Annotated in this window: 15 protein-coding genes and 15 pseudogenes; 16 read left to right on the forward strand and 14 right to left on the reverse strand. The window is 30.4% G+C overall.

Features of this window, described 5'->3' with window-relative positions:
- The first annotated feature begins 108 nt into the window (after positions 1-108).
- The 4 genes and pseudogenes from DK405_RS05895 to DK405_RS05905 all read left to right on the forward strand — a co-directional run.
- Positions 109-508 (forward strand): annotated as a pseudogene (locus DK405_RS05895) (conjugal transfer protein TraD).
- 83 nt (positions 509-591) lie between these two features.
- The gene (locus tag DK405_RS12770; RefSeq protein ID WP_155379036.1) at positions 592-735 is read left to right on the forward strand and encodes a hypothetical protein; all 144 of its coding nucleotides are present in this window, start codon (positions 592-594) and stop codon (positions 733-735) included.
- 95 nt (positions 736-830) lie between these two features.
- Positions 831-1,190, forward strand: coding sequence for a tetratricopeptide repeat protein (locus tag DK405_RS05900; RefSeq protein WP_064612774.1), 360 nt, complete (start codon positions 831-833; stop codon positions 1,188-1,190).
- A 304-nt stretch (positions 1,191-1,494) separates the two neighbouring features.
- Positions 1,495-1,723: pseudogene (locus DK405_RS05905) on the forward strand (conjugal transfer protein TraD); the annotation flags it as partial.
- Positions 1,724-1,814: 91 nt separating this feature from the next.
- On the opposite strand, the gene DK405_RS05910 reads toward DK405_RS05905, so the two are convergent.
- The 4 genes and pseudogenes from DK405_RS05910 to DK405_RS05930 all read right to left on the reverse strand — a co-directional run bounded on the left by DK405_RS05910 (position 1,815) and on the right by DK405_RS05930 (position 4,964).
- Positions 1,815-2,765, reverse strand: coding sequence for an Rpn family recombination-promoting nuclease/putative transposase (locus DK405_RS05910; protein WP_064612773.1), 951 nt, complete (start codon positions 2,763-2,765; stop codon positions 1,815-1,817).
- Positions 2,766-2,886: 121 nt separating this feature from the next.
- Complete coding sequence (locus DK405_RS05915) at positions 2,887-3,474, reverse strand: HD domain-containing protein (protein ID WP_064612772.1); 588 nt, start codon at positions 3,472-3,474, stop codon at positions 2,887-2,889.
- Positions 3,475-3,515: 41 nt separating this feature from the next.
- The gene (locus tag DK405_RS05920; protein WP_109510620.1) at positions 3,516-4,010 is read right to left on the reverse strand and encodes a sensor histidine kinase; all 495 of its coding nucleotides are present in this window, start codon (positions 4,008-4,010) and stop codon (positions 3,516-3,518) included.
- Positions 4,011-4,140: 130 nt separating this feature from the next.
- Positions 4,141-4,964, reverse strand: a pseudogene (locus tag DK405_RS05930) (IS5 family transposase).
- 58 nt (positions 4,965-5,022) lie between these two features.
- On the opposite strand from DK405_RS05930, the pseudogene DK405_RS05935 reads away from it, so the two are divergent.
- Both DK405_RS05935 and DK405_RS05940 read left to right on the forward strand, forming a co-directional pair.
- Positions 5,023-5,836: pseudogene (locus DK405_RS05935) on the forward strand (toprim domain-containing protein); the annotation flags it as partial.
- Positions 5,837-5,887: 51 nt separating this feature from the next.
- Positions 5,888-6,418 (forward strand): annotated as a pseudogene (locus DK405_RS05940) (Rpn family recombination-promoting nuclease/putative transposase); the annotation flags it as partial.
- A gap of 45 nt (positions 6,419-6,463) precedes the next feature.
- On the opposite strand, the gene DK405_RS05945 reads toward DK405_RS05940, so the two are convergent.
- Positions 6,464-7,432, reverse strand: a complete 969-nt coding sequence (locus DK405_RS05945; protein WP_081420588.1) for an IS110-like element ISOt5 family transposase — start codon at positions 7,430-7,432, stop codon at positions 6,464-6,466.
- Between the two features lie 222 nt (positions 7,433-7,654).
- Here DK405_RS05945 and DK405_RS05950 point away from each other — a divergent pair, with 222 nt between their 5' ends.
- The gene (locus DK405_RS05950) at positions 7,655-8,080 is read left to right on the forward strand and encodes an RpnC/YadD family protein (protein ID WP_231967654.1); all 426 of its coding nucleotides are present in this window, start codon (positions 7,655-7,657) and stop codon (positions 8,078-8,080) included.
- Positions 8,081-8,089: 9 nt separating this feature from the next.
- Here the strand turns inward: DK405_RS05950 and DK405_RS05955 are convergent.
- A pseudogene (locus tag DK405_RS05955) lies at positions 8,090-9,088 on the reverse strand (type IV secretion system DNA-binding domain-containing protein); the annotation flags it as partial.
- Between the two features lie 64 nt (positions 9,089-9,152).
- On the opposite strand from DK405_RS05955, the pseudogene DK405_RS05960 reads away from it, so the two are divergent.
- Positions 9,153-9,977: pseudogene (locus DK405_RS05960) on the forward strand (IS5 family transposase).
- A gap of 19 nt (positions 9,978-9,996) precedes the next feature.
- Here the strand turns inward: DK405_RS05960 and DK405_RS15430 are convergent.
- The 4 genes and pseudogenes from DK405_RS15430 to DK405_RS05990 form a co-directional block, all read right to left on the reverse strand.
- A pseudogene (locus DK405_RS15430) lies at positions 9,997-10,606 on the reverse strand (type IV secretion system DNA-binding domain-containing protein); the annotation flags it as partial.
- A pseudogene (locus tag DK405_RS12775) lies at positions 10,599-11,637 on the reverse strand (conjugal transfer protein TraH); the annotation flags it as partial. The pseudogenes DK405_RS15430 and DK405_RS12775, both read right to left, overlap by 8 nt.
- The gene (locus DK405_RS05985; RefSeq protein WP_081420668.1) at positions 11,634-11,762 is read right to left on the reverse strand and encodes a conjugal transfer protein TraF; all 129 of its coding nucleotides are present in this window, start codon (positions 11,760-11,762) and stop codon (positions 11,634-11,636) included. The gene DK405_RS05985 and the pseudogene DK405_RS12775, both read right to left, overlap by 4 nt.
- 15 nt (positions 11,763-11,777) lie before the next feature.
- A pseudogene (locus tag DK405_RS05990) lies at positions 11,778-12,050 on the reverse strand (transposase); the annotation flags it as partial.
- Here DK405_RS05990 and DK405_RS05995 point away from each other — a divergent pair.
- The 6 genes and pseudogenes from DK405_RS05995 to DK405_RS14110 all read left to right on the forward strand — a co-directional run.
- Positions 12,041-12,709 (forward strand): annotated as a pseudogene (locus tag DK405_RS05995) (IS982 family transposase); the annotation flags it as partial. The pseudogenes DK405_RS05990 and DK405_RS05995 sit on opposite strands and share 10 nt — an antisense overlap.
- A gap of 812 nt (positions 12,710-13,521) precedes the next feature.
- Positions 13,522-13,659, forward strand: a pseudogene (locus tag DK405_RS14095) (DnaB-like helicase C-terminal domain-containing protein); the annotation flags it as partial.
- A gap of 233 nt (positions 13,660-13,892) precedes the next feature.
- Positions 13,893-14,042: pseudogene (locus DK405_RS06010) on the forward strand (HD domain-containing protein); the annotation flags it as partial.
- Positions 14,043-14,407: 365 nt separating this feature from the next.
- Positions 14,408-14,551, forward strand: coding sequence for a hypothetical protein (locus DK405_RS14100; protein ID WP_155730028.1), 144 nt, complete (start codon positions 14,408-14,410; stop codon positions 14,549-14,551).
- Between the two features lie 66 nt (positions 14,552-14,617).
- Positions 14,618-14,698 (forward strand): hypothetical protein, encoded by an 81-nt coding sequence (locus DK405_RS14105; RefSeq protein WP_231108522.1) that lies wholly within the window; start codon positions 14,618-14,620, stop codon positions 14,696-14,698.
- 120 nt (positions 14,699-14,818) lie between these two features.
- Positions 14,819-15,244: a tyrosine-type recombinase/integrase gene (locus DK405_RS14110; protein ID WP_231967656.1), complete on the forward strand. Its 426-nt coding sequence runs from the start codon at positions 14,819-14,821 to the stop codon at positions 15,242-15,244.
- A gap of 363 nt (positions 15,245-15,607) precedes the next feature.
- On the opposite strand, the gene DK405_RS06025 is transcribed toward DK405_RS14110, so the two are convergent.
- Positions 15,608-17,044: a replicative DNA helicase gene (locus DK405_RS06025; protein ID WP_064612808.1), complete on the reverse strand. Its 1,437-nt coding sequence runs from the start codon at positions 17,042-17,044 to the stop codon at positions 15,608-15,610.
- Between the two features lie 8 nt (positions 17,045-17,052).
- Positions 17,053-18,134 (reverse strand): annotated as a pseudogene (locus tag DK405_RS14115) (DnaA N-terminal domain-containing protein).
- A 298-nt stretch (positions 18,135-18,432) separates the two neighbouring features.
- Here DK405_RS14115 and DK405_RS06040 point away from each other — a divergent pair.
- The gene (locus DK405_RS06040; protein ID WP_012460886.1) at positions 18,433-18,612 is read left to right on the forward strand and encodes a hypothetical protein; all 180 of its coding nucleotides are present in this window, start codon (positions 18,433-18,435) and stop codon (positions 18,610-18,612) included.
- Between the two features lie 692 nt (positions 18,613-19,304).
- Here the strand turns inward: DK405_RS06040 and DK405_RS06045 are convergent.
- Both DK405_RS06045 and DK405_RS06050 read right to left on the reverse strand, forming a co-directional pair.
- Positions 19,305-19,496, reverse strand: a complete 192-nt coding sequence (locus DK405_RS06045; protein ID WP_052691756.1) for a thioredoxin domain-containing protein — start codon at positions 19,494-19,496, stop codon at positions 19,305-19,307.
- Between the two features lie 173 nt (positions 19,497-19,669).
- Positions 19,670-20,182, reverse strand: a complete 513-nt coding sequence (locus DK405_RS06050; RefSeq protein WP_045913038.1) for a hypothetical protein — start codon at positions 20,180-20,182, stop codon at positions 19,670-19,672.
- A gap of 465 nt (positions 20,183-20,647) precedes the next feature.
- On the opposite strand from DK405_RS06050, the pseudogene DK405_RS06055 reads away from it, so the two are divergent.
- Positions 20,648-21,103, forward strand: a pseudogene (locus DK405_RS06055) (transposase); the annotation flags it as partial.
- Between the last annotated feature and the right edge of the window lie 79 nt (positions 21,104-21,182).

Here is a 21,182-nt window from a genome sequence, read left to right on the forward strand (position 1 = left end):
TTTATTTTGATATATTCTTGCCTGATTTTTTTATCTTTTTGAATTACTAACACAGCAAATCTTATGCAGCAAAAAATTACTCTTCAACAAAAAAAGGCTAAGCTAATCATGGATGAGGTTAACCTTAAAATTAAAGAACGTAAAATGCGTACTCGACGTCTTATCGAAATGGGTGGATTAGTTGCTAAAGCTAATCTTGATCACTTATCAGCAAACACTTTATTTGGTGCTATTGTTTCACTAAAAGAAACTTTAACACAACATCCAAATGTTCAGGATCAATTGGACTACAATAGGTAAAGATATTTTTGATAAAGAACAGCAAAATAAAGCTGCTGTGATTTTAAAATTCACCTCTGAACCAGACGAAAACACTAAGCGCCACATTCACCTTCATGGCTTAAAATGGAACAGTTTTCGTCAAGAATGGTGCGGCCATGTTAAGGACATTGAGTCCTTAAAGAATGGCCTTCTCAATGTTCAGTATAAACTTGAGCTTGTATCTTAGATAATAGTTCAAACTATATGCACAGCTAGCAATATTACTACTGATAGAAAATATAGAGTAAGAATTTCAGAGTAACATAACTGATGGTAATAATAAAAAAAATAAAGAATTTTGATGAAATCTCTGATAGTATTAAAAATAAGGATGTAAAAAAGAAAATTTGTAACAGCACATTTGATTTAGCAATTATCACAGCTAATCAAAAATTTAAAGGGGAATTTTTATAAATCATATAAAATATATGACAGTATTATTAATACAGTTACATCTGTTGCATCAAAATAATCTGCTCATATAACAGTATTTAATTTAGGCTAAAGATATGCTAACAGACAAATATTTTAATAAAGGGAATTCATTTTTTCAGTTAAGAAACTATCAAAAAGCAATCAAAAATTATGATGTAGCTATTAAGTGTAATCCAGATTGTATAGAAGCTTATATTAATAAAGGAATGGCTTTAAACGAATTAGGTCAATATCAAGAAGCAATAGAGAATTATGATATAGCTATTAAGTATAATCCAGATTCGGCGGAAGCTTATATGAATAAAGGAGATACTTTGAAGCAATTAGGACAACGTGAAAAGGCAATAAAGAATTTTGAGTTAGCTATTAAGTATAATCCAGGTTTAATAGCACCTTATATTAGCAATGTTTTAAAAAAGCTAGAAATGCAATAGAAAAATGTGTACGCATACCAGTTAGCAAATGAACTTACAAAAAAAATTAAAAAAAGCAATCTCCGCATCATAACTGATTAATTTTTAGAATCAAGGTACAGAGTCACATGTTCATAAGTTAAGAATGTTTTATTATTCCAGATTATAGACTATAGTCATTTACAATGAGGTTTGAGCATAAAAAAAGCGACAATAGCATCATAAGATTTACTAACAGGATATTTTATACGCAAACTTCATTGTAAATGACTATATATCAAAAATCTTAGAGTTCAAAAAATAATGCTACTTTTTTTTGAACCAGCTATCTTTACATCCAAATGTTCAGAATCATTGGACTACAATCGGTAAAGATATTTTTGATAAAGAACAGCAAAATAAAGCTGCTGTGATTTTAAAATTTGCTTCTGAACCAGACGAAAACACTAAGCGCCATATTCGCCTTCATGGCTTAAAATGGAATAGCTTTCGTCAAGAATGGTGCGGCCATGTTAAGGACATTGAGGCCAAAGAATAGGCTTCTCAATGTTTAGTATAGTATAGAACTTGTAGTGTGATATAAAGCATCTAATAGAAGTAGCATACAACACATCAAAAGTAAGATTTCGTGTTGTATATTTCTTATTATTTTACACTATTTTTTAAATTTAATACTTCTTGTATTGATAAATCCGTATATTCAGCAATTGTCTCAACTGATAATTCAGATTTCAATAATTTTATTGCAAAATCTTTTTTTGCTTCAGCTTTACCTTCAGCTTTACCTTCAGCTTTACCTTCAGCTTTACCTTCAGCTTTACCTTTAGCCTCACCGAGCTTTATGCCTTCAGCTTTAGCGCGTTCGAGTTTATAATCTTCGACTGCTTTATTATCCCATATACGCTTTAACTCTTGTTCATAGGTTATTAGTTCATCTTCGCTCCAATTAAACTGATCTAATGCCTCATACGCTCTTTTTATTATTAAATCTTCACCTATTATTTTATTATATCCATCTAATGTTGTTTCTTTTGCATGTTTAAAAAAATAGCACCACTTCTCTGTTATATTATTTAACTCTTCCACTCTATCTTTTTTAAATTTTGGTAATTCTATAAAGGTAAATGAAAAGTCTTTTAGATCATGCTCATATGTCTTTTTATCCAATATTACATGCCTTGATATATAGTCTTCTTTGTTTGGAAACAATTTATAATCTGCTATAGCTATAAATATAACTTCCTTTAGGTCTGAGTATTTTCCTTCCTTTCCTCTATTTGGTTGCCTGCCATATGCCTTTGCTGCATAATACTGTGCTCTTTTTTCAAATCCTTGTGTAGGATCTACTTGCATTTCTATTATATATTGCGCACCGTTTTTATCTTTACACAAAACATCTACTATTGATTCTTTTTTGGACGCTATGTCTGCATCTAATATCGTTCCTAAAAACTCTACTTCTATTATTTTTCTATTCCCTTCAAACAACAATATATCGTTCAGAAAATGTATTAGTATGTCCTTGTTTTTTTCTGATCCAAATATCTTTTTAAATGCTACATCATTCTTTGGATCTAGAAATCTTGATAAATGCATATGTTTTTCATATTTTCTATTCTTTTTAAATTATACAACAAAATAACTTATATGAACATTCTCTTATTGAATTTTAATTTCTGCAATTCACTACATTAACCACCTATTAAACTTTAGTTTATTAGGTAGCATAACGCTCACAGTATTTATTTAGCTTTATAGCAATCTCTGGTAATTTAAGGTATTCAGCAAGAGGTATAAATTCTTGCTGCGTTTCTAGTATGATTTCTTGTCTTCTTTTGGCTGGCTTTATGAATATAGTTTTAATATTATCCAATCGGTCCAATAGTTTGATTAGTAATAGCTCTACTTTATCTTGATTCACTAATGTTTGAATCATTTTCATGGAACTGGTTTTCTTACCACCTCTGTTTCTTGTAAGAGCTAGAACTTGCTCGGCAATGTTATCATTAAATTCGATTGCTATCTTTTCTTTAGTTAGTGTTGTGTCTTCGATGGTATCATGTAGTATTGCTGTAATAATCGTATCCGTTTTAAAGCTGTAGTCTGCAACCATGAGCGCTACTTCTAATGGATGCATATAATAAGGTTCTCCTGTATCTCGCTTTTGATTGCCATGATATTTTTTTACATAAAATATAGCTTTTTTAACTTTATCAAGATTAATGCGTTTATCAACACTATGATTAATCAAGTCCAGCTTATCAAGTAGTTTATTGATATGTTCACAATTTAAAAATGCTAACATTATTTCCTCCATCTCCATTAATAATTCTAATTTTCAGTTTCTCAACGAACTTCTATAGGTATACTACACGTGAAAGCTGTATACTGATCTTGCTTACTTTCTAGTTTAATTTTTCCAGTCATTTCATGTATAAACGGTTTAACGAGTAGTAATTCAGATTCTAGTACTGCATAGCTTTTGATATGTAAGTTTCTGAGCTCATTATTTATCTTTTTCACTTTTTCATCTGAAATTCCAATTCCGTTATCAAAAACAATTAATTGTAATATTCTATAATTTGTCTTTTGATTTGCAGAAGGCAGCAAATCAACTTCAACGCTAATTTCTCTGCATTGACTATTAGTAGCATTGCCAATTAATAGTGTTAGTACTTTCTGTATTTGAGTACTATTTACAATGATTAAATCTTTTATATCATTTTTAAAATTGCAGCTAAGATTTATTCCTTTATTTTCTGTGAATGGCTTAAGCGCTATAATAGTACTATTTACTTTTTCTTGAATACCAAAATCTCCAGATTTTATAGTATGACTCATAAAATGCTTCCATATCTTTTAATTAAGTTGTACTGGTATATCGCAAGTAATAGCTGTGAACTTATTTGCCTCGCTCTTTATCTCTAATTTTCCACTTAGTTTGTTAACAATAGACCTATTTCGAAACTGGTTAAAGTAGTTCAAAATTATAAATGCCAGAGATCAAATTAAATCTAAGAGAGAATCTTTTACGTCTATTTCGATATTTGTCAGCAATAATTTTGAAGCGTTTTAGCATACCAATAACGTTTTCATTCACAACTCTTGCTCCTGCTAACCTATGATTATTCTTTTTATCATTTTTAGTTAAAGGATTTTTCTTGCTTTTTTTCTTTGGTAATTCAGAATTATTGTGAATTTTTTGTATGCCTTGATATCCTGTATCAGTAATCACTTTTACCTTAGGATGGATAAGAATTTTGGATTTCTTAAATAATCTAAAGTCATGTTTTTTACCGTTAGAAAAATCTGTACATATTACTTGGCGCGTTTTCTTATCTACCACTATTTGAGTTTTTAGTGTATGCCTTTTCTTCTTTCCTGAATAATAGAATTTTTGTTTTTTTTAGGTCTTTCTATAGGACTCTCAGTAGCATCAATCAAGACTACTTCATAATTCATATCACTCTTCATTAAAGCTTTACGGCCTGGAAGAGCAAAGTTTGGGTGTTTAACTAGGGTGTCTTCTACCCATTTTACAGCTTTATATGCTCAACTTTCACTAATCCCATAGTTCTGACCTATATGGAAATAAGTACAGTATTCTCTAAGGTATTCTAAGGCCATCAGCAACTGTTCCTCCAAATTAAGCTTATTTTTACGCCCACCTTTTGATTTCTTAAGACCGTTAGCTTTCCTCAAAATATTCACCATCTTTGAAAATGTCCTCTTCCTTACTCCTGTTAATCGACGAAATTTTTCATCCTTTAACTCTTTAATCTGATCTAATTTCATTATTACTTCAAATTAGATTTTTATAACACCATTCTACATCATTCTCTAGTTTCGAAAGAAGTCTATTATAGAACCTGAAATTACTAAACTGACTAAGGCAGTTGAAACAACCAAACTTACTCAAACAGAAAATAATAGTATAGCAAAACAAAATGATATTACGAATGTTAAAGAATTGTATAATAAATCGTCATCTCTATACTACTTTAAACAAGAAGAGGAAGCTAAGGTGGAAACGATAGTAGTTAATAAATATTCAGAAAACCATACAGGAATTTATAGTTCAAAAATCTTTAATAATTCATAATTTAAGGGCAAATATGGTTTTTGATGAAGAGACTCAAAAATCCTGGCCTGCACTCACTATTTTTGTTAAAAATGACAAAGATGAAATTACTGGAGCTAAGATATTAGCTCTGAATTCAAAAACATGTAATAAAGCTGATGTAGCTGAAAAATCTGTTGGTACAATTAGTGGGTCATTTGCTGAAATTGCTCAACAGAATTCAAAATACTCACCTGTAACAATCATTACAAAGGATATTGAAACAGCGTTAACCATTAGGCAAGCTGGAGTCGAAGGAAAAATCTTATGTGCAATTGAAGCCGAAAATTTGCAAAACTATAATCCTGGCCCAAAAGAAAAGATCATTCTAGCAGTTAAAAATGACGTAAATACTGAAAAAGCTGAAAAAGTTCTGGAGGATAAGGAAGCAGTAGTCTGTACAGTCAAAAATGACTTCAATAATGTATTAAAAACTCAAGGATTATATGCTGTTAGAAATATTATCAGCCCTGAAATAAGAAAACTTAATGAAAAAATTGAATCAATACAAACTAATATACAACCAGGATTATGTCCGAAACACTAGGCAGAGTATGACACAGCATTTTTTATTTAAAAAACTATAGAGTGAAAAAATATGACAAAACAATTAAAGCATGATTCATTGGCAAAGACAATCATGAGCGATCCAGTTGCTGCACAAGAATTTCTAGAGTATTATTTACCAAGCGATTTCAAGAGTTTAATAGATTTATCACAAATAAAAGTAGAGCAAGAGAGTTATATAGAAGAATCGTTAAAGAAAAAATACAGTGATATCGTCTATAAAGTTGCAACCAAAAAACATGGCAATGCTTTTATTTATATATTAATTGAAGCTCAATCAACCGTCGATTATTGGACAGCTCTGCGGTTATGGAGATACACATTGTTATTGTGCGAAAGGCATAAGAAAGAAAAAGCTAAATTACCATTAGTGTATAATTTAGTGATCTACAACGGCAAAAAAGTCTACAACGCACCTAGGAATTTGTGGAATTTATTTACAGATTCAATGATAGCTAAGCAATTAATGACTTCTGACTATCAATTAGTCGATTTGCAAAGTATGTCGAATGATGAAATTGTTAGAAAAAAGCATATAGATACCGTGATAAGAATCAAGAAAAGAAATAATAATTTTATAAAAAAGATGTAAGTTTTTATAAAATTATTATTTCTGATTGATTAAAACATTAGGATTAAAAGGAGAATTATGCTTTAAAACACCATAAATGATATGTAATAACTTACGCATAGCGGCAATAAGGATAAGCATTTTGGGTTTGCCAGTATCAGACAAACGTTGAGAAAATTGCTTGATAATACAATTATGTCTTAAGGCAGACATAGCAGGCATATAAAAAGACTTACGTAGATCTGAATTACCAGTTCTAGAGATTATACTAGCCCCCCGCACGGAACTGCCAGATTGACGATGCTTAGGATTAAGACCTACAAAAGCTACAACTTGTTTAGCAGAACTAAATTTCTCAATATCTGCTAAAAAAGCAAGAACTACAGCCTGTGTTTTTGCTCCTATGCCTGGTATTGACTCAAGTAACATAGCCTTATTATGAAGATCTTTGTTATTTTTAATATGGTCATTGATTAGTTGTTCAATTTCTTTAATTTGTGTTTCAAGAAATTCAATATGCATTTGAATATTATTAGCAATTGCTTTAGAAGCTCCTTCTAATCTATTTGTTTCTTGTGTTTTATGCTTAATTAAAACATTCAGGCGATTAACTAGCTGCTGTAGTTCTTGAATATAAAGAGGCTGTGGATACCATGCTTCCGGTTTCATTGCTTTGCAAAAATCTGCTATTAATACACTGTCTGCTTTATCTGTTTTTGTACGACTAAGTTTACTCATTGCAAAACCTTTAATACGGGCAGGATTTACTACGCTTACTTTATAACCATAATCGTACAGATATTTAGCTAAATTTTTCCAGTAGATACCTGTTGCTTCCATACAAACATGTCCAGTTCCTCTGCTTTTTAACCATGTTACTAATTTGTTAAACCCTTCAGAATTATTATTAAATTTTCTTGTTTGAACTTTATTATTAATTAACACAGCTGCATCAAATGTCTCTTTAGAAACGTCAATTCCTACAATTATACTATTCATAATCACCAAATTTTATGTTAAATATCTCAAAACCAACCTTGTAAATACAGGCTTTTTGCCTAAGAATACCGTCCGGTTTTTAATTAAAAAAGCTAGTTACTTATCTATAGAACAGGCTATTAGCCTTAGGAACGCTACTGTATACTAGCTTTCTTTTGTGCTATTGCTATAATCTTTTATTTTATTGCAATTTCACTTATTTTTATCATACAAGGAATGCTCGAATATATGCTAAAGCACATTCATCAACGAGATATGTTAAAGCTTTGGGAAGAGTTTCTAATAAAGTTCAAACATGTTTTAATACTTGATAAAGAAAAAGGCTATATTTACCTAAGATCATTTTTATGGTATACTGATACTAAATTACTAGAGAGTCAGCAACCAGAATTAGAGCAGGTTCTGGCTAAGTATTTATCTGAAGAAGAAAAAGGTAATATTATGAGAACTATTGCTGCAAAATATATTGATGAAGGTATAGAGATTGGCGAGACTAAAGGCAGAGCTGAAGGCATAGCTAAAGGCAGAGCTGAAGCCGCACAAGAGCTTGCAAGGAACTTATTAAAAGCTGGCTTTTCAGTTGAATTTATTTCTGAAAATACTGGATTGTCAAAAGAAGAAGTGATTAATTTAAAAAATAACATAGAGTATTAATTTTTCGAATTAATACTCTACTAACTTAAGTTTTTTGAGCAATTTATATTCACAAACAAAAGCTGTATTTAAGTTTTGTAGCTGCATAGTTAGTTTTGTGATAGGAAAGTTACCAGCAAGCTTTACATAACAAGTTAGGTCTGGTAGGTTCATAATTTCAGATGGCATAACTAAAATCTTTTTACGCTCAACATTATTCATATTTACTCCATCTCGCATAGTATTTGATCCATATGACAAGTTCTCTTGAGTTTCAATTATCTCTTGCTCACCTAGTGTTAATGCTGATTTATAAGCTGTAACCTGATCACTAACTCGAAAAATAAATTTACTATTAAACAAATCCAGCATAGAAGCACATTCAGCAGCCCCATATATTGCTTCTAATTGATGAATGTTCTGCAATCCAGCAACAAAGCAGCCTCCATACTTTCTACTTTCAGCCAAAGCAACTGGTAAAGACGAAACTTTTTGTAGAGCTGGCAGTTCATCAAGTATAAACCACATGTTTTTGTTATCATGATTAGGATTTCTACACATCAAAGCCTTGATAGCTATGCTTATCCAAGCTGAAATAAGTGGGCATAAAGTAGCTCTTTGATTTGGGTTAGCTGTGATAAATAGCCAGCCAGTTTCATTTGAGTTACTAAACCATTCCTTGATGCTAAAACTACCTCCAGGCTTTAAATATTGTAGCGAAGTAATATTCTTTCCAAGAGTAGATTGAATTCCTGCAGAAGTTTCGAGCGCGCTTTCGCTTATAATACCTGATACAGCTGTGTTTCTAAAAGCTTTTGCAAATTGTCTATTATCAGAGTAAATGATTGTATGAATTAATTTTATGATATCTTTATCATCCTGATATAGCTTCAATGCTTCAGACAAAACTAATTCAGCATTTTTAGCAAAAAAGTCATCAAGTTTAGGAGTATAATTACTAAAACTACTCGCTATATCATGAAAATCAGCTGCTTCAAAACAATCATTCCAAGGCAACCATTGTTCACTAGACTTCTTTTGAAACTAGAGAATGATGTAGAATGGTGTTATAAAAATCTAATTTGAAGTAATAATGAAATTAGATCAGATTAAAGAGTTAAAGGATGAAAAATTTCGTCGATTAACAGGAGTAAGGAAGAGGACATTTTCAAAGATGGTGGATATTTTGAGGAAAGCTGATGGTCTTAAGAAATCAAAAGGTGGACGTAAAAATAAGCTCAATTTGGAGGAACAGTTGCTGATGGTGTTAGAATACCTTAGAGAATACCGTACTTATTTCCATATAGGTCAGAACTATGGAATTAGTGAAAGTTCAGCATATAAAGCTGTAAAATGGGTAGAAGACACCCTAGTTAAACACGCAAACTTTGCTCTTCCAGGCCGTAAAGCTTTAATGAAGAGTGATATGAATTATGAAGTAGTCTTGATTGATGATACTGAGAGTCCTATAGAAAGACCTAAAAAAAACAAAAATTCTATTATTCAGGAAAGAAGAAAAGGCATACACTAAAAACTCAAATAGTGGTAGATAAGAAAACGCGCCAAGTAATATGTACAGATTTTTCTAACGGTAAAAAACATGACTTTAGATTATTTAAGAAATCCAAAATTCTTATCCATCCTAAGGTAAAAGTGATTACTGATACAGGATATCAAGGCATACAAAAAATTCACAATAATTCTGAATTACCAAAGAAAAAAAGCAAGAAAAATCCTTTAACTAAAAATGATAAAAAGAATAATCGGTAGATTCGCAGGAGAAAGAGTTGTAAATGAAAACGTTATTGGTGCGCTAAAACGCTTCAAAATTATTGCTGACAAATATCGAAATAGACGTAAAAGATTCTCTCTTAGATTTAATTTGATCTCTGGCATTTATAATTTTGAACTACTTTAACCAGTTTCGAAATAGGTCAACTATTTTTTTCCAAAGGATTAAGCAGCTTATCACATTTAGGATCAAAAAATCTATCAATAAAAGTTCCAGTTGTGTCTACAATTATTGCTCGATCTTTGTGTAATCGAATTTGTGGTAGCAGTTCATTAAGCATATTGGTTTTACCAGTACCTGTTGTTCCAGTAATCAGAATGTGCAGCCTTTCACTATTCTTTACTAATGGCAAGCCTGCAAAACAGATTTTTGAGGCCTTTTTAGCGCTTTTTAGCATTTTAGATAGGTATTTCAGCGCCTCTAATTTTGGCCTTAATAATCGTGTTTTTGCCTTGAGATGTAAAGAAAACAATTGAGATTATCACACCAATAGCAAAAACAATTAAGCTTTCTAACAATGCTGAATTGATTAGGAATTCCCATAATTGCTGTATTTTAAATCCATGTTGGCCTGTATAAAACTCATGCAAAAAGTCTTGAGCATTGAGGTGCATCCATTTTTTAAACCTTAAACTATAAAACTTAATGCCTATTTGATCGATATCATAAAAATGCTCACCAATTGCTAGCTTAAGCTGCACATATCTTTCAATTACAAAATAATACAAACTGCTCAGAAATACTTTTTGATATACCAGAAATAGATTCTAATGTGATATAATCATAAATTGGAAATATATCTCCAATCGAAGATAAAAAGGCTATTTCATGGTTACTAAATTCAGTATTATAATCAAACTTATTTTTTAGATTAGTCAATTGTTGTTTAGCTTTACCTGCATAAGACTGCTCTGGTGATATTGTTATATTTCGTCGCAAGCTTGGATGCAAGCAACTGACATTATCACAACTGTAAATCGAGGCTGATTCTCCGCCTTTTAAATGACTAATCCAACTTTTTTCATCCTGAGCTAATGAGTCATAAAAGTGTACATTATTGTTTGTAACCACGATAGTGCCAGTCATAGACATGATTGAATCATGCATATCTGATGGTATTCCAACCTTTGCTGCTGCTTTAGTGAAGATGTTATAATCATTCTAGCATTAGCTCTGAATCCTTATTTTGTGCTTGTCGCAGAGCTTGTTTTTGAGCTAAATCATTACGACATTTTTTACTAGCAGCAAAATAATCAAATCCACTTTGTGACTGTATATCACGGCAAACAGCTTCTCTCATAGCCCAGTTTCTTGGTAAAGCTGTAGCAAATAATGCTTTTGTTAATTCACAATCTCCTTTGGCAAATTGATTCATCTCCATTGCTAGATTACGCAAGTCCTTGAGAGCGTTCTCAATCTGTGGAGCAAATGTTTTTAATCCTAATGAAAATGCATAAACTTTAGCTTGAGAACCAATGTTTTTCATTAGTTGAACTAATTCTTCTCCAGAAATAACAGAGAAGCTACCAAGATAGGCGTCAATACCGCTACAGCTCATGTTTAAAGATGGTGGAGTTATAGCAAATGGCTGAAAGGATGTTTGGCTTGTTCGAGCAGACAATCCACCAGCTGCATAATATCCAGCCGCTTGATCTTGATATGATCCAGATCTAGTAACATTAACACTCATTCCTTGAAATACGTTTTCGATATTCCAAGCCAGTGATACTGGAGCTTGTAGCAATAATAGCATTGTAATAGCATAAACTCTAATTCTGATGCTCATCTAGTCTCCAATTTATGATAATATCTATCGATTGCTAGAATATTGTCGATAATTTTATCTTCAGAGATTATGCCTCTAGCTACTGCATATATTTTTTTACCATCGCTAGCTACTAGGTATAACACATGTACAACGCTAATTTAGGATAAGTGATTAGAAGAGAAAGAAGAAGAGATAAGATAGGGATTAAGTTTGGAGATGGAATAACTAGCAAGAGAAGCAATTATATGAACAAAGAAGTTAATATGAGAGCGATGTCGAGTATGCTCTAAATGCATGTGTTTTTTTAGTACATTAAAGACAGACTCAATTAAGGAACGTTTATTTAATAAAAGCTTATCATCTATGTCCAATAAATATGTTTTCATATCTTTACGAAGATTAGTAAATAAACGTAGACCATTGGAGAACAAAAGAATACTTTTGTTTACCAAGCTATAGTACGATAATACAACTATTACCTAGAATGTTGCTACCATTAGCCGTATTAATGCATTATCTGAAAGGAGAAGAGACTGGTATATATTACATCGATTCTACAAAGTTAGCAATTTGTCATAACAAACGTATTTCCAGCAATAGAGTTTTTAACAGATTTTCTAAAATTGGTAAGAGTAGCTATGGCTGGTTCTTAGGTTTTAAGCTGCATCTCATAATTAATAATAAAGGTGAAATAATGTCAGTTAAAATTACTAAAGGCAATAAAAGCAATCTATCTGTAGCTTCAGTTATTTCTAAAGGCTTATCTGGTAAATTGTTTGGTGATAAAGCTTACATATCTAAAGAGTTATTTCATCAACTGTTCTCCAATGGTCTACGTTTATTTACTAATCTTCGTAAAGATATGAAAACATATTTATTGGACATAGATGATAAGCTTTTATTAAATAAACGTTCCTTAATTGAATCTGTCTTTAATGTACTAAAAAAACACATGCATTCAGAGCATACTCAACATCGCTCTCATATTAACTTCTTTGTTCATATAATTGCTTCTCTTGCTAGTTATTCCATCTCCAAACTTAATCCCTATCTTATCTCTTCTTCTTTCTCTTCTAATCACTTATCCTAAATTAGCGTCCTAATACTATCAATATTACTGTTTTTGCTGTAGGAAATGAATGATTTTTATCTGTTGCTATACTAGAACTACTTATTGTATCAGCAAATTTTGCACTATTAATATTATTACTGTCATAGTACTTTATGTTACACAAAATTTCTTGTAGAATTTTTAAATTAGATCCAATTATTTTACAAATTTTTATACTGTAATTAGCCTTTCCAGCAGGAGTTAAAGCGTATATAATTTCATCTTTAGATATAACATTACTTGGTGTTAATATTTCTTGATCTGTACATTTAGGTAAATCAGAGTTAAGTGCTCATGTAAAAGAGAGTATTATATCATAATCTTCTACAAACTCAAGAAAGTGAGGCTTAATGTTAAAATTACATATAAATAACATTTTTGTATTAGTCAAGTTGAATGAAGGTAGCAATCTCATTACAGTTATTTTGCAGTCAAAGGTTGCTGGAATATAGTTTTTAATACACCACTCTGCATATTTGATAGTAATGTTTGCTACTGAAATTGCTCCATTTCCTATAAAGTTATAAATATTATTAAACATCATTACAATCATAATTAATTAATAAAAATTAACTAACTATAGAATTAACTTAACAAATTCTCAATTGTTTATTAAATTAACTAGTATTAAGCTCACAGTATTTATTTAGCTTTATGGTAATTTCTGGTAATCCAAGGTATTCAGCAAGAGGTATAGTTTCTTTCCTTTTTTTTAGTAGCTTTATAAATATAGCTTTAATATGTCCAAACTACTAAAACACAATTATAATAATAAGATGAAATAGCAAGCTAGACAGAATAAATGTTATAATACTGCTGAAATAATTATTGCTAAATACCGTAATGGGCCAGTTGGTACAGTAAACTTACACTATGATAATCAGTATTCCAAATTTGATAATATTGTTAAAAACTCTCAGCAATGCTAATAAGCGCTAGATTATGCATAAGATAAAAAAATGCTGGTTCAAAAAAAAATTACAGCAAAATTTTACTCATTAACACCAGAGATATACAACTTAAGGTTAGTTTTAGCATCGTGATAATTGAATCAAAAATTTTATAGTTTAATTTGCTTCTTTTTCAGTTTTTATCTAGGATTGGAGTATACAGAAAGTTTAAATTATGGTATAATTTATTAATAACCATTTAGAGATGGAAAATGATAGATTTTTATAGTGAGAGCTTAATAAATAAGCTGTTCAGAACCAATGTAAGATTTAATACCAAAATTGATCTTGATAGAGTTGAAAAAGCAATATTTTATGCTAAAACATTACGTAATAATAAAGCTACAAATACATATCAAATATAAAGAAGAAAAGTTAATTTTTGTTAACTTCTACACTTGATAGAACCTACTATTAACTTATGTTAACTTTTATTAATATTTTTTAATCAAGCTTTAACTTTAACTATAAATATATTTGTAATATTTATTAATATAACAAAAAAATTAAGACAAAAGGTAGAAAAAAATTCAGGAAATTGGGGGCCAGTTTTCAATCTAAAGGTTAAGATGATGGTGAAAAATATATACCAACTCAAGGTTGATAAAGCGGTTTGGAAGTCAGGTATATTATAAACAAATTAGTATAAAAATTTGATTCAAATAAAGAGAATAATATAGATACTTTGTTTAGGTAATTGTAATATAAATTAATATATGGTGTAATTATGGAATCAATATCATTAACATTAAAGTTAACAAATAAGTTACTAAGAAAAATAAAAATTCCAACTGAAAGAACATCAATCATCCAGGATAAAATTGAACCAGGACTTAAATTAAGAATATCGCCGACAGGAAGAAAAACATAGTCTTTTGAAAAAAAATTTAGAAAAGAAGGGATAAAAATAACGATAAGTGTATTTCCAGATTTATCTATTAAAGAAGCTAGAAAAATAGCAAGAGAATTAAAGAGATTAATGACGAACGGAATAAATTCAAGAGAAGTAAAATGTTAACAACAGATAGAAGAAAATGAGAATCGTATAAAAGAAAGAGAAAGAAAAGCTAACGATATTACATTTAAAGAGCTGTGTTATAAGTATATTGAAGAGTATGCCAAAATATATACTATAAACTTGCAGAAAGATGCTGCAAGAATATATAATTATGGGAAACTGTTATTTTTAAAAAAGATAAGAGAGATTAAAAGTAATGATATTGAACCAATATTTAATGATATCAGCAAAGAGGGAAAATATGCGACAGCAAATCTATTGCTAGCAACCTTACGCACTATATTTAATAAGGCAATAAAATGGAGATTAATAGAAAACAATCCTACTCTAGAAATAGAGCAGCATAAACTGCAGGCAAGAGAGAGACGTCTAAGTTACGATGAAATGGATAGATTTTTACAAGTATTATGTGGAGAAGCAAGTCCGTTGATAAGAGATTTTGCATTACTAGCGTTATATACTGCAGCTAGAAAAAGTAATGTGTTAGAGATGGAATGGGACAATATAGATTTTGAAAGAAAAATATGGCATATACCAAAAAACTAAGAACGGAAAGGCGCAAAATATACCATTAACAGATGAGGCAATGGAAATATTGCAAGCAAGGAAATTAACATCTAAAAGTAAATGGGCGCTACCAAAAGCGGGCACTTGGAATATCCTTATTGTCCCATTCCATCTCTAAATGGTTATTAATAAATTATACCATAATTTAAACTTTTTGTATACTCTAATCTTAGATAAAAACTGGAAAAGAAGCAAATTAAATTATAAATTTTTTGAATTCAGTTATCACGATGCCAAAAAAACCAATCTTGAGTTGCATATCTTTGGTGTTAATGAGTAAAATTTTGCTGTAATTTTTTTTTTGGACAAGCATTTTTTCATTTATGCATAATCTAGCGTTTATTAACATTGCTGAGAGTTTTTAACAATATTGCCAAATTTAGAATACCTACTATTATAGTGCAACTTCACTGTACCAACTGGCTCATTACGGTGTTTAGCAACAATTATTTCAGCAGTGTTATAACATTTATTTTGTCTAGCTTTCCATTCTGTGTATTCTGGAGTACCTCGATCTGGTTCTGATCTAGACAAGTAATATTCGTCACGATATATAAGCATTACAATATCGGCGTCCTGTTCAATTGAGCCTGATTCTCGTAGATCTGAGAGAATAGGCTTTTTATCTGACCTTTGTTCTACAGCTCTAGACAATTGAGATAACGCAATGATTGAAATATTGAGCTCTTTAGCAAGAGCTTTTAAGCTCTGAGTAATTTCAGAAATCTCCTGTACTCGATTATACTGACTTCCTCTGGAATCAATTTTTATTAGCTGTAAATAATCAATAAATAATATTGCTAAATTATGAGTACGTTTAAGTCTACGAGCTCGAGATCTAATTGCAGATATCGAGATTGCTGGAGCATCATCTATAAAAAAATTCCACTTTTGTATTTGGTCTTGTACAGTCTTTAACTTATCAACATCTTGTTCATCTATTTTACCGTTAAATAATGCAGAGCTATTAATTTCTGATTCTATAGAAAGAATTCGAGTAGAGATTTGCTGAGATGACATTTCTAAAGAAAAGAATCCAACTGATGGCACTACATTATCTTTAGTATTTTTTTGAGTAAGAAAATATTTACAAGCATTTATTGCTAAGTTAACTCCTAAAGCAGTTTTACCCATTGATGGCCTGCCAGCTAATATTATTAGGTCAGAATTTTTAAATCCTCCAAGCTTTGAATCAAGGTCAAGTAGTCCACTACTAATACCGTTAATAGAGTTTTTATTTTTAATAGCAGATGAAATTGATGTCCATGATTCTTCAATTGAAGTTTGTAATTTTGTAAATCCTTTACTTAAAGTTCCTCTTGAACCTAGATCATATAATTGAGATTCAGCAGTTTCGATCTGAGTTATAGCTAAATCTGCTAAAGTAGAAGAATATGCATTTGTTACTATTTTTTCTCCAATTTCAATTAAATAACGCCTCAGCGCAAGATCATATACTATTTTGCCGTACTCATTAACATTAACTATACTTAATGCTAACGTTGTAAGTTTAGCTAGATAATCCACTCCACCTATTTCCTCAAATGCGAGTTCATTGCCTAGCATATTTTTGAGCGAAATTACAGTAGCGCTAATTCCTTTACTAATAATGAGATTAATTGACTTGTATATTTTACCATGTAATGGTTCATAAAAATGTTCCGGCAGTAAAAATTCGTTAATGTTATATAGCGCACGATTGTTAATCAGAATTGCACCAAGTATCATTTGCTCTGCCTGAATATTACTTGGAGCAATCTTTGCAAGATCTTTTTCCATATCACCCTTTAAATTTTATTAAAATTACTAAACTTAACTAACTCAAAAGAAAATCCTTGAGCTTTAAAAGCGGACTCAAGATCTTTCAGATAGTTCTCTCTGATGTAACTATCTTCAAATTCTGTTTTTGCTTTGATGAATATTTTTTTATTAACACTATCTTCATTTACAACTTTTAATGAACTAAACCATTCTTTATCGATAGCTTGACCATAACATGTAACTAAAGATTCTCGTACTTTGTACCAAGTCGAGTTAGAACCCAGTTGTTTACTCAGATTCAAGAGATACTCTTCTTCATTGATTTGTTTCTGTGAAACAGTTTTGAGTTGCTCAAATGGTTTAACTTGTAATTCTTGAATTTCGTATCCATATACATCTTGTACAGCTTGTAATATCTTTGATCTATCACATTCTGTTAGTGTGATATTTTTAAGCAACTTAACAAAAAACCTAGTTCGAACCGCTGGCCCAAAACTACAAGAAGTCAAAATTTGATAAGCCATAGCTGCTTCAAAAGAACCAGCAATTTTATGCTTCAACTGACTTTCTTTACTAAGATTTGTCCTTGTTTCAATATATGTCCCTGAAAAAAAGTCTCAGGTGGACATGAAATTTCTTTCATGTTGGAGCGAAATTCTTTTTCTGGTAAGGCTATATTTTCTTCTTTTCATTTTTCGTTATAATGCTGAAAATTTTTTAGAAGTTTTATGCAAGGGACATTACGTAACTTAAAATTGTCTTTAACTATTGTCCTATTTTCAACTTCAATAAAACCTGCATCTCTTAATTCTACTAAGCATTGCCTAACTCTTTTTTGACCAACATTCAGCTTATCCTCATAAAGCTGATAATTCTCCTGTAATTCTTCTATATCTTTGTTGTAATAGATTTGTATCTAAATACTATGAATGATAAAAGCTGTTTAGATGTCTTGCTTAATGCTTTTCCATTATCTCCAGTTAGCTTTCTCCATTCTGGCGGAATGATATTTCCAATAAAGTTATAAAATATTGTAGCATTATTATTACTATATTTTTTTAATAATATTACAACTATTAGTTAAAAAATCGAATACTACAGGTCGCATTTTTTACCTCAAAAAATACATCTATAGTAGGTGTTTTAGAAAATAATTTTTTTACAAATTAAATTGAATGCATACGACGCTTTAAGGAAGTTAAACTGACTTACTTATAACTTCGAAAATGGTACTATAGTTACTAACAAAGAAGGTTGTAGTCAAAGCTCAATTGTTTCATCAATCTTGGCTAATGTCTTTCTGCATTATGTTATAGATAGCTTGTTTGCCAAAATCAGCAAAGAGAACTTAATTGGACAAATAGGAATGGAGAGGTATTGCGACGATATGGTATTTGTCTTTGAAAATGAAAGCAGATGCGAAAAGGTTTTATGATATTTTGCCTAAAAGGTTAAATAAGTATGAGCTAAATATCAATGAAGCTAAATCACAAATGATAAAATCTGGTAGAGACAATGCTGCAAATTTAGCCAAACAAGACAAGAAGATTGCAAGTTATAATTTTCTTAGATTTACTTGCTATTGAGGCAAATCAAGATTTGGTACAACATGGAGACTAAATATACCACAAGGAAAGATCGTTTTACCGAGAAACTGAAAAGACTGAGAAAATATTTGCTTAGTCAGCTAAATCAGCAAGACAAAACACAGATATTATCACAAGTCATTAGAGTTATTAGGTAATGAATCAACTATCATGATATATCAGATAATGAAAGACGAGTAAGGTCATTTATCAGCCAAAGTACACGGACAATATATAACTGGTTTAATAAAATAGGAGGAAAACGTAAGATAAATTGGCAAAGACTAACCGAGATACTTAAAAGGGTTAATTTTCCTAAAAATTGAAAAATTATCTCAATGTTCTAAACAAAAAATAACTCATAAAGCTTTATCGTATTTTTCTGGAGCAAAATACGGTAATTATGCAAGTCAGGTTCTAAGGAGGATCCTAATTGAGCGATTGGCCAGCTCTACTCGCACAATATTCTGAAACTTTCTGCTATTTTTACTAACAGATAGTAGCTAAAATTTATATTTATCAGCAAACCTTAAATAATAATAGAAAAAGACTTGCAGTACAAACATACTGGCTTTACTTATAAAATTAAGCCTTAGTTTTCTTAGTCATTTAGTTGAGTTTAGAGTCGTTTTTTTGCTCTATTTCTTGATGTAGATTTCTATGTAAGCTATTCGCTGGCTCATGAGCATTAATCAATTGATAGTTAAAAATAGCAGGAGTTGCAACATAGTAGCAAACTTACGAACCTTCTCCATGATTTGCTTCTGCAATCTTTGAGATGTAATAACACTTGCAAGCATTGGATTATCAAGCACTATACGCTGAGCTTGATTAAATTGCTCATTTAATTCTTCGACTCTCTGATCATGAGCTCCACATATCAACTTGGAAGTATAGTTATCAAGCTCATGACCATGTTTATCATTGTACCATTAAAAACCTTGCTGCCTAAGAATTAGTCGCGTCAACTAATTCTATCGATAAATAATTAAGAACAATCAAGATACCATAGCATACAAAAGCATACAAATAATAACCAGTTTATCTAATAGCTTACTTAAGGTTCTCTGCAGTTGCTTTTAGGATTTTTTTTAGGCCTATTGTTTTCACGCTCAACAAAAGAATAACTTTGTTGTTGCTTTTGAGCTTCCTCAATTACATTTTCTATAGTACATGCAACTCTAGCTGTATTAGGCATAGTTATTGATTGCATGGCTTTTAAATTATCTTTTTTATTTTTAATCTCCTCTAGTGCTTTCTCTACACCTCTTGCAAAAGCATACACATCATATTCTGCTTGTACCTTTTGCTCTTTTCTCCAATTAGCACAGCTAATGCATGTTGTTACAAAATTAACAAGTTCTGTAACATAGTACATAAGTGTACCTTTCAAATTTTTTGACTTTTTCTTACCTTCTTGACGTTTAAACAAATCAAGAACGTTCTTATCAAACGCTTTCAGCCTTTTTTGTTGATCTTCAGTTAAAGGTGGCAAATTTTCCTTAATTTTTTTGATTCCATCTTGAACTAAATGTTCTATGCTACAGTTTTCTTTATTAGTTAGATTCATAATCACCCTCTATAAATTATTACATATTACAACTATACTATATTTTTATTTCCTTTTACTAATCTTTAATCTCATAATTACTTTTATTAGTATTAACAGCTTTTTCAACTATACCTAGAATTTCTTTCACAACGTTTTCTAGTTCAAATCATATTTATTGATTTTTAATATTGAACTTATAATTTTTTTTGAATTATTAGCTTCATTAGTATTATTATAGCTATAGCTAAACTAGTATGAAATAGTTATGTTATATACTTTTTGAAAATGGTGTCTACGTTACAGTGATATTTGATTCTCTTGATTAGCTTGAAGCTATTTTTTCAATAGGTTTAAATCAGGAGAATGAGGAGGTAAAATAGTCTAATACATGTCCATCTTTTTCTATCATAGTTTTTAAACGCCAGATTAGGATAAGTGGAAATATGAAATGTAGAGAATAAAAGGTATACAAATAGAGAATAAAGTAGTTATGGCTGGTTCTTAAGCTTTAAGCTTCATCTTATAATCAATAATAAAGGCGAAATAATGTCAGTTAAAATTACTAAAAGCAATAAAAGCGACCTATCTGTATCTTCGTTTTTTTCTAAAGGCTTATCTGGTAAATTGTTTAGTGATAAAGCTTACATATCTAAAGAATTATTTCATTAACTGCTGACCAATGGTTTACGTTTATTTACTAATCTTCGTAAAGATATGAAACCATATTTATTGGACATACAAGATAATCGGTTATTAAATAAACGTTCTTTAATTGAGTCTGTCTTTAATGTACTAAAAAAACATATGCTTTTAGAGCATACTAGACACCGTTTTCCTCTTAATTTTTTTGTTCATATAATTGCTTCTCTTGCTAGTTATTCTATCTCTAAACTTAATCCTCATCTTATCTCTTCTTCTTCTGACTCCTTATCCTATTGACGTTATAAGTACAGTTTGTCACATTGAGTTATTTCATTATTCTAATCTGTCTGGTAATAAAGAAGTGTTGCCATATCTC

The organism is Orientia tsutsugamushi (genome assembly GCF_900327275.1).
GTDB lineage: Bacteria > Pseudomonadota > Alphaproteobacteria > Rickettsiales > Rickettsiaceae > Orientia > Orientia tsutsugamushi.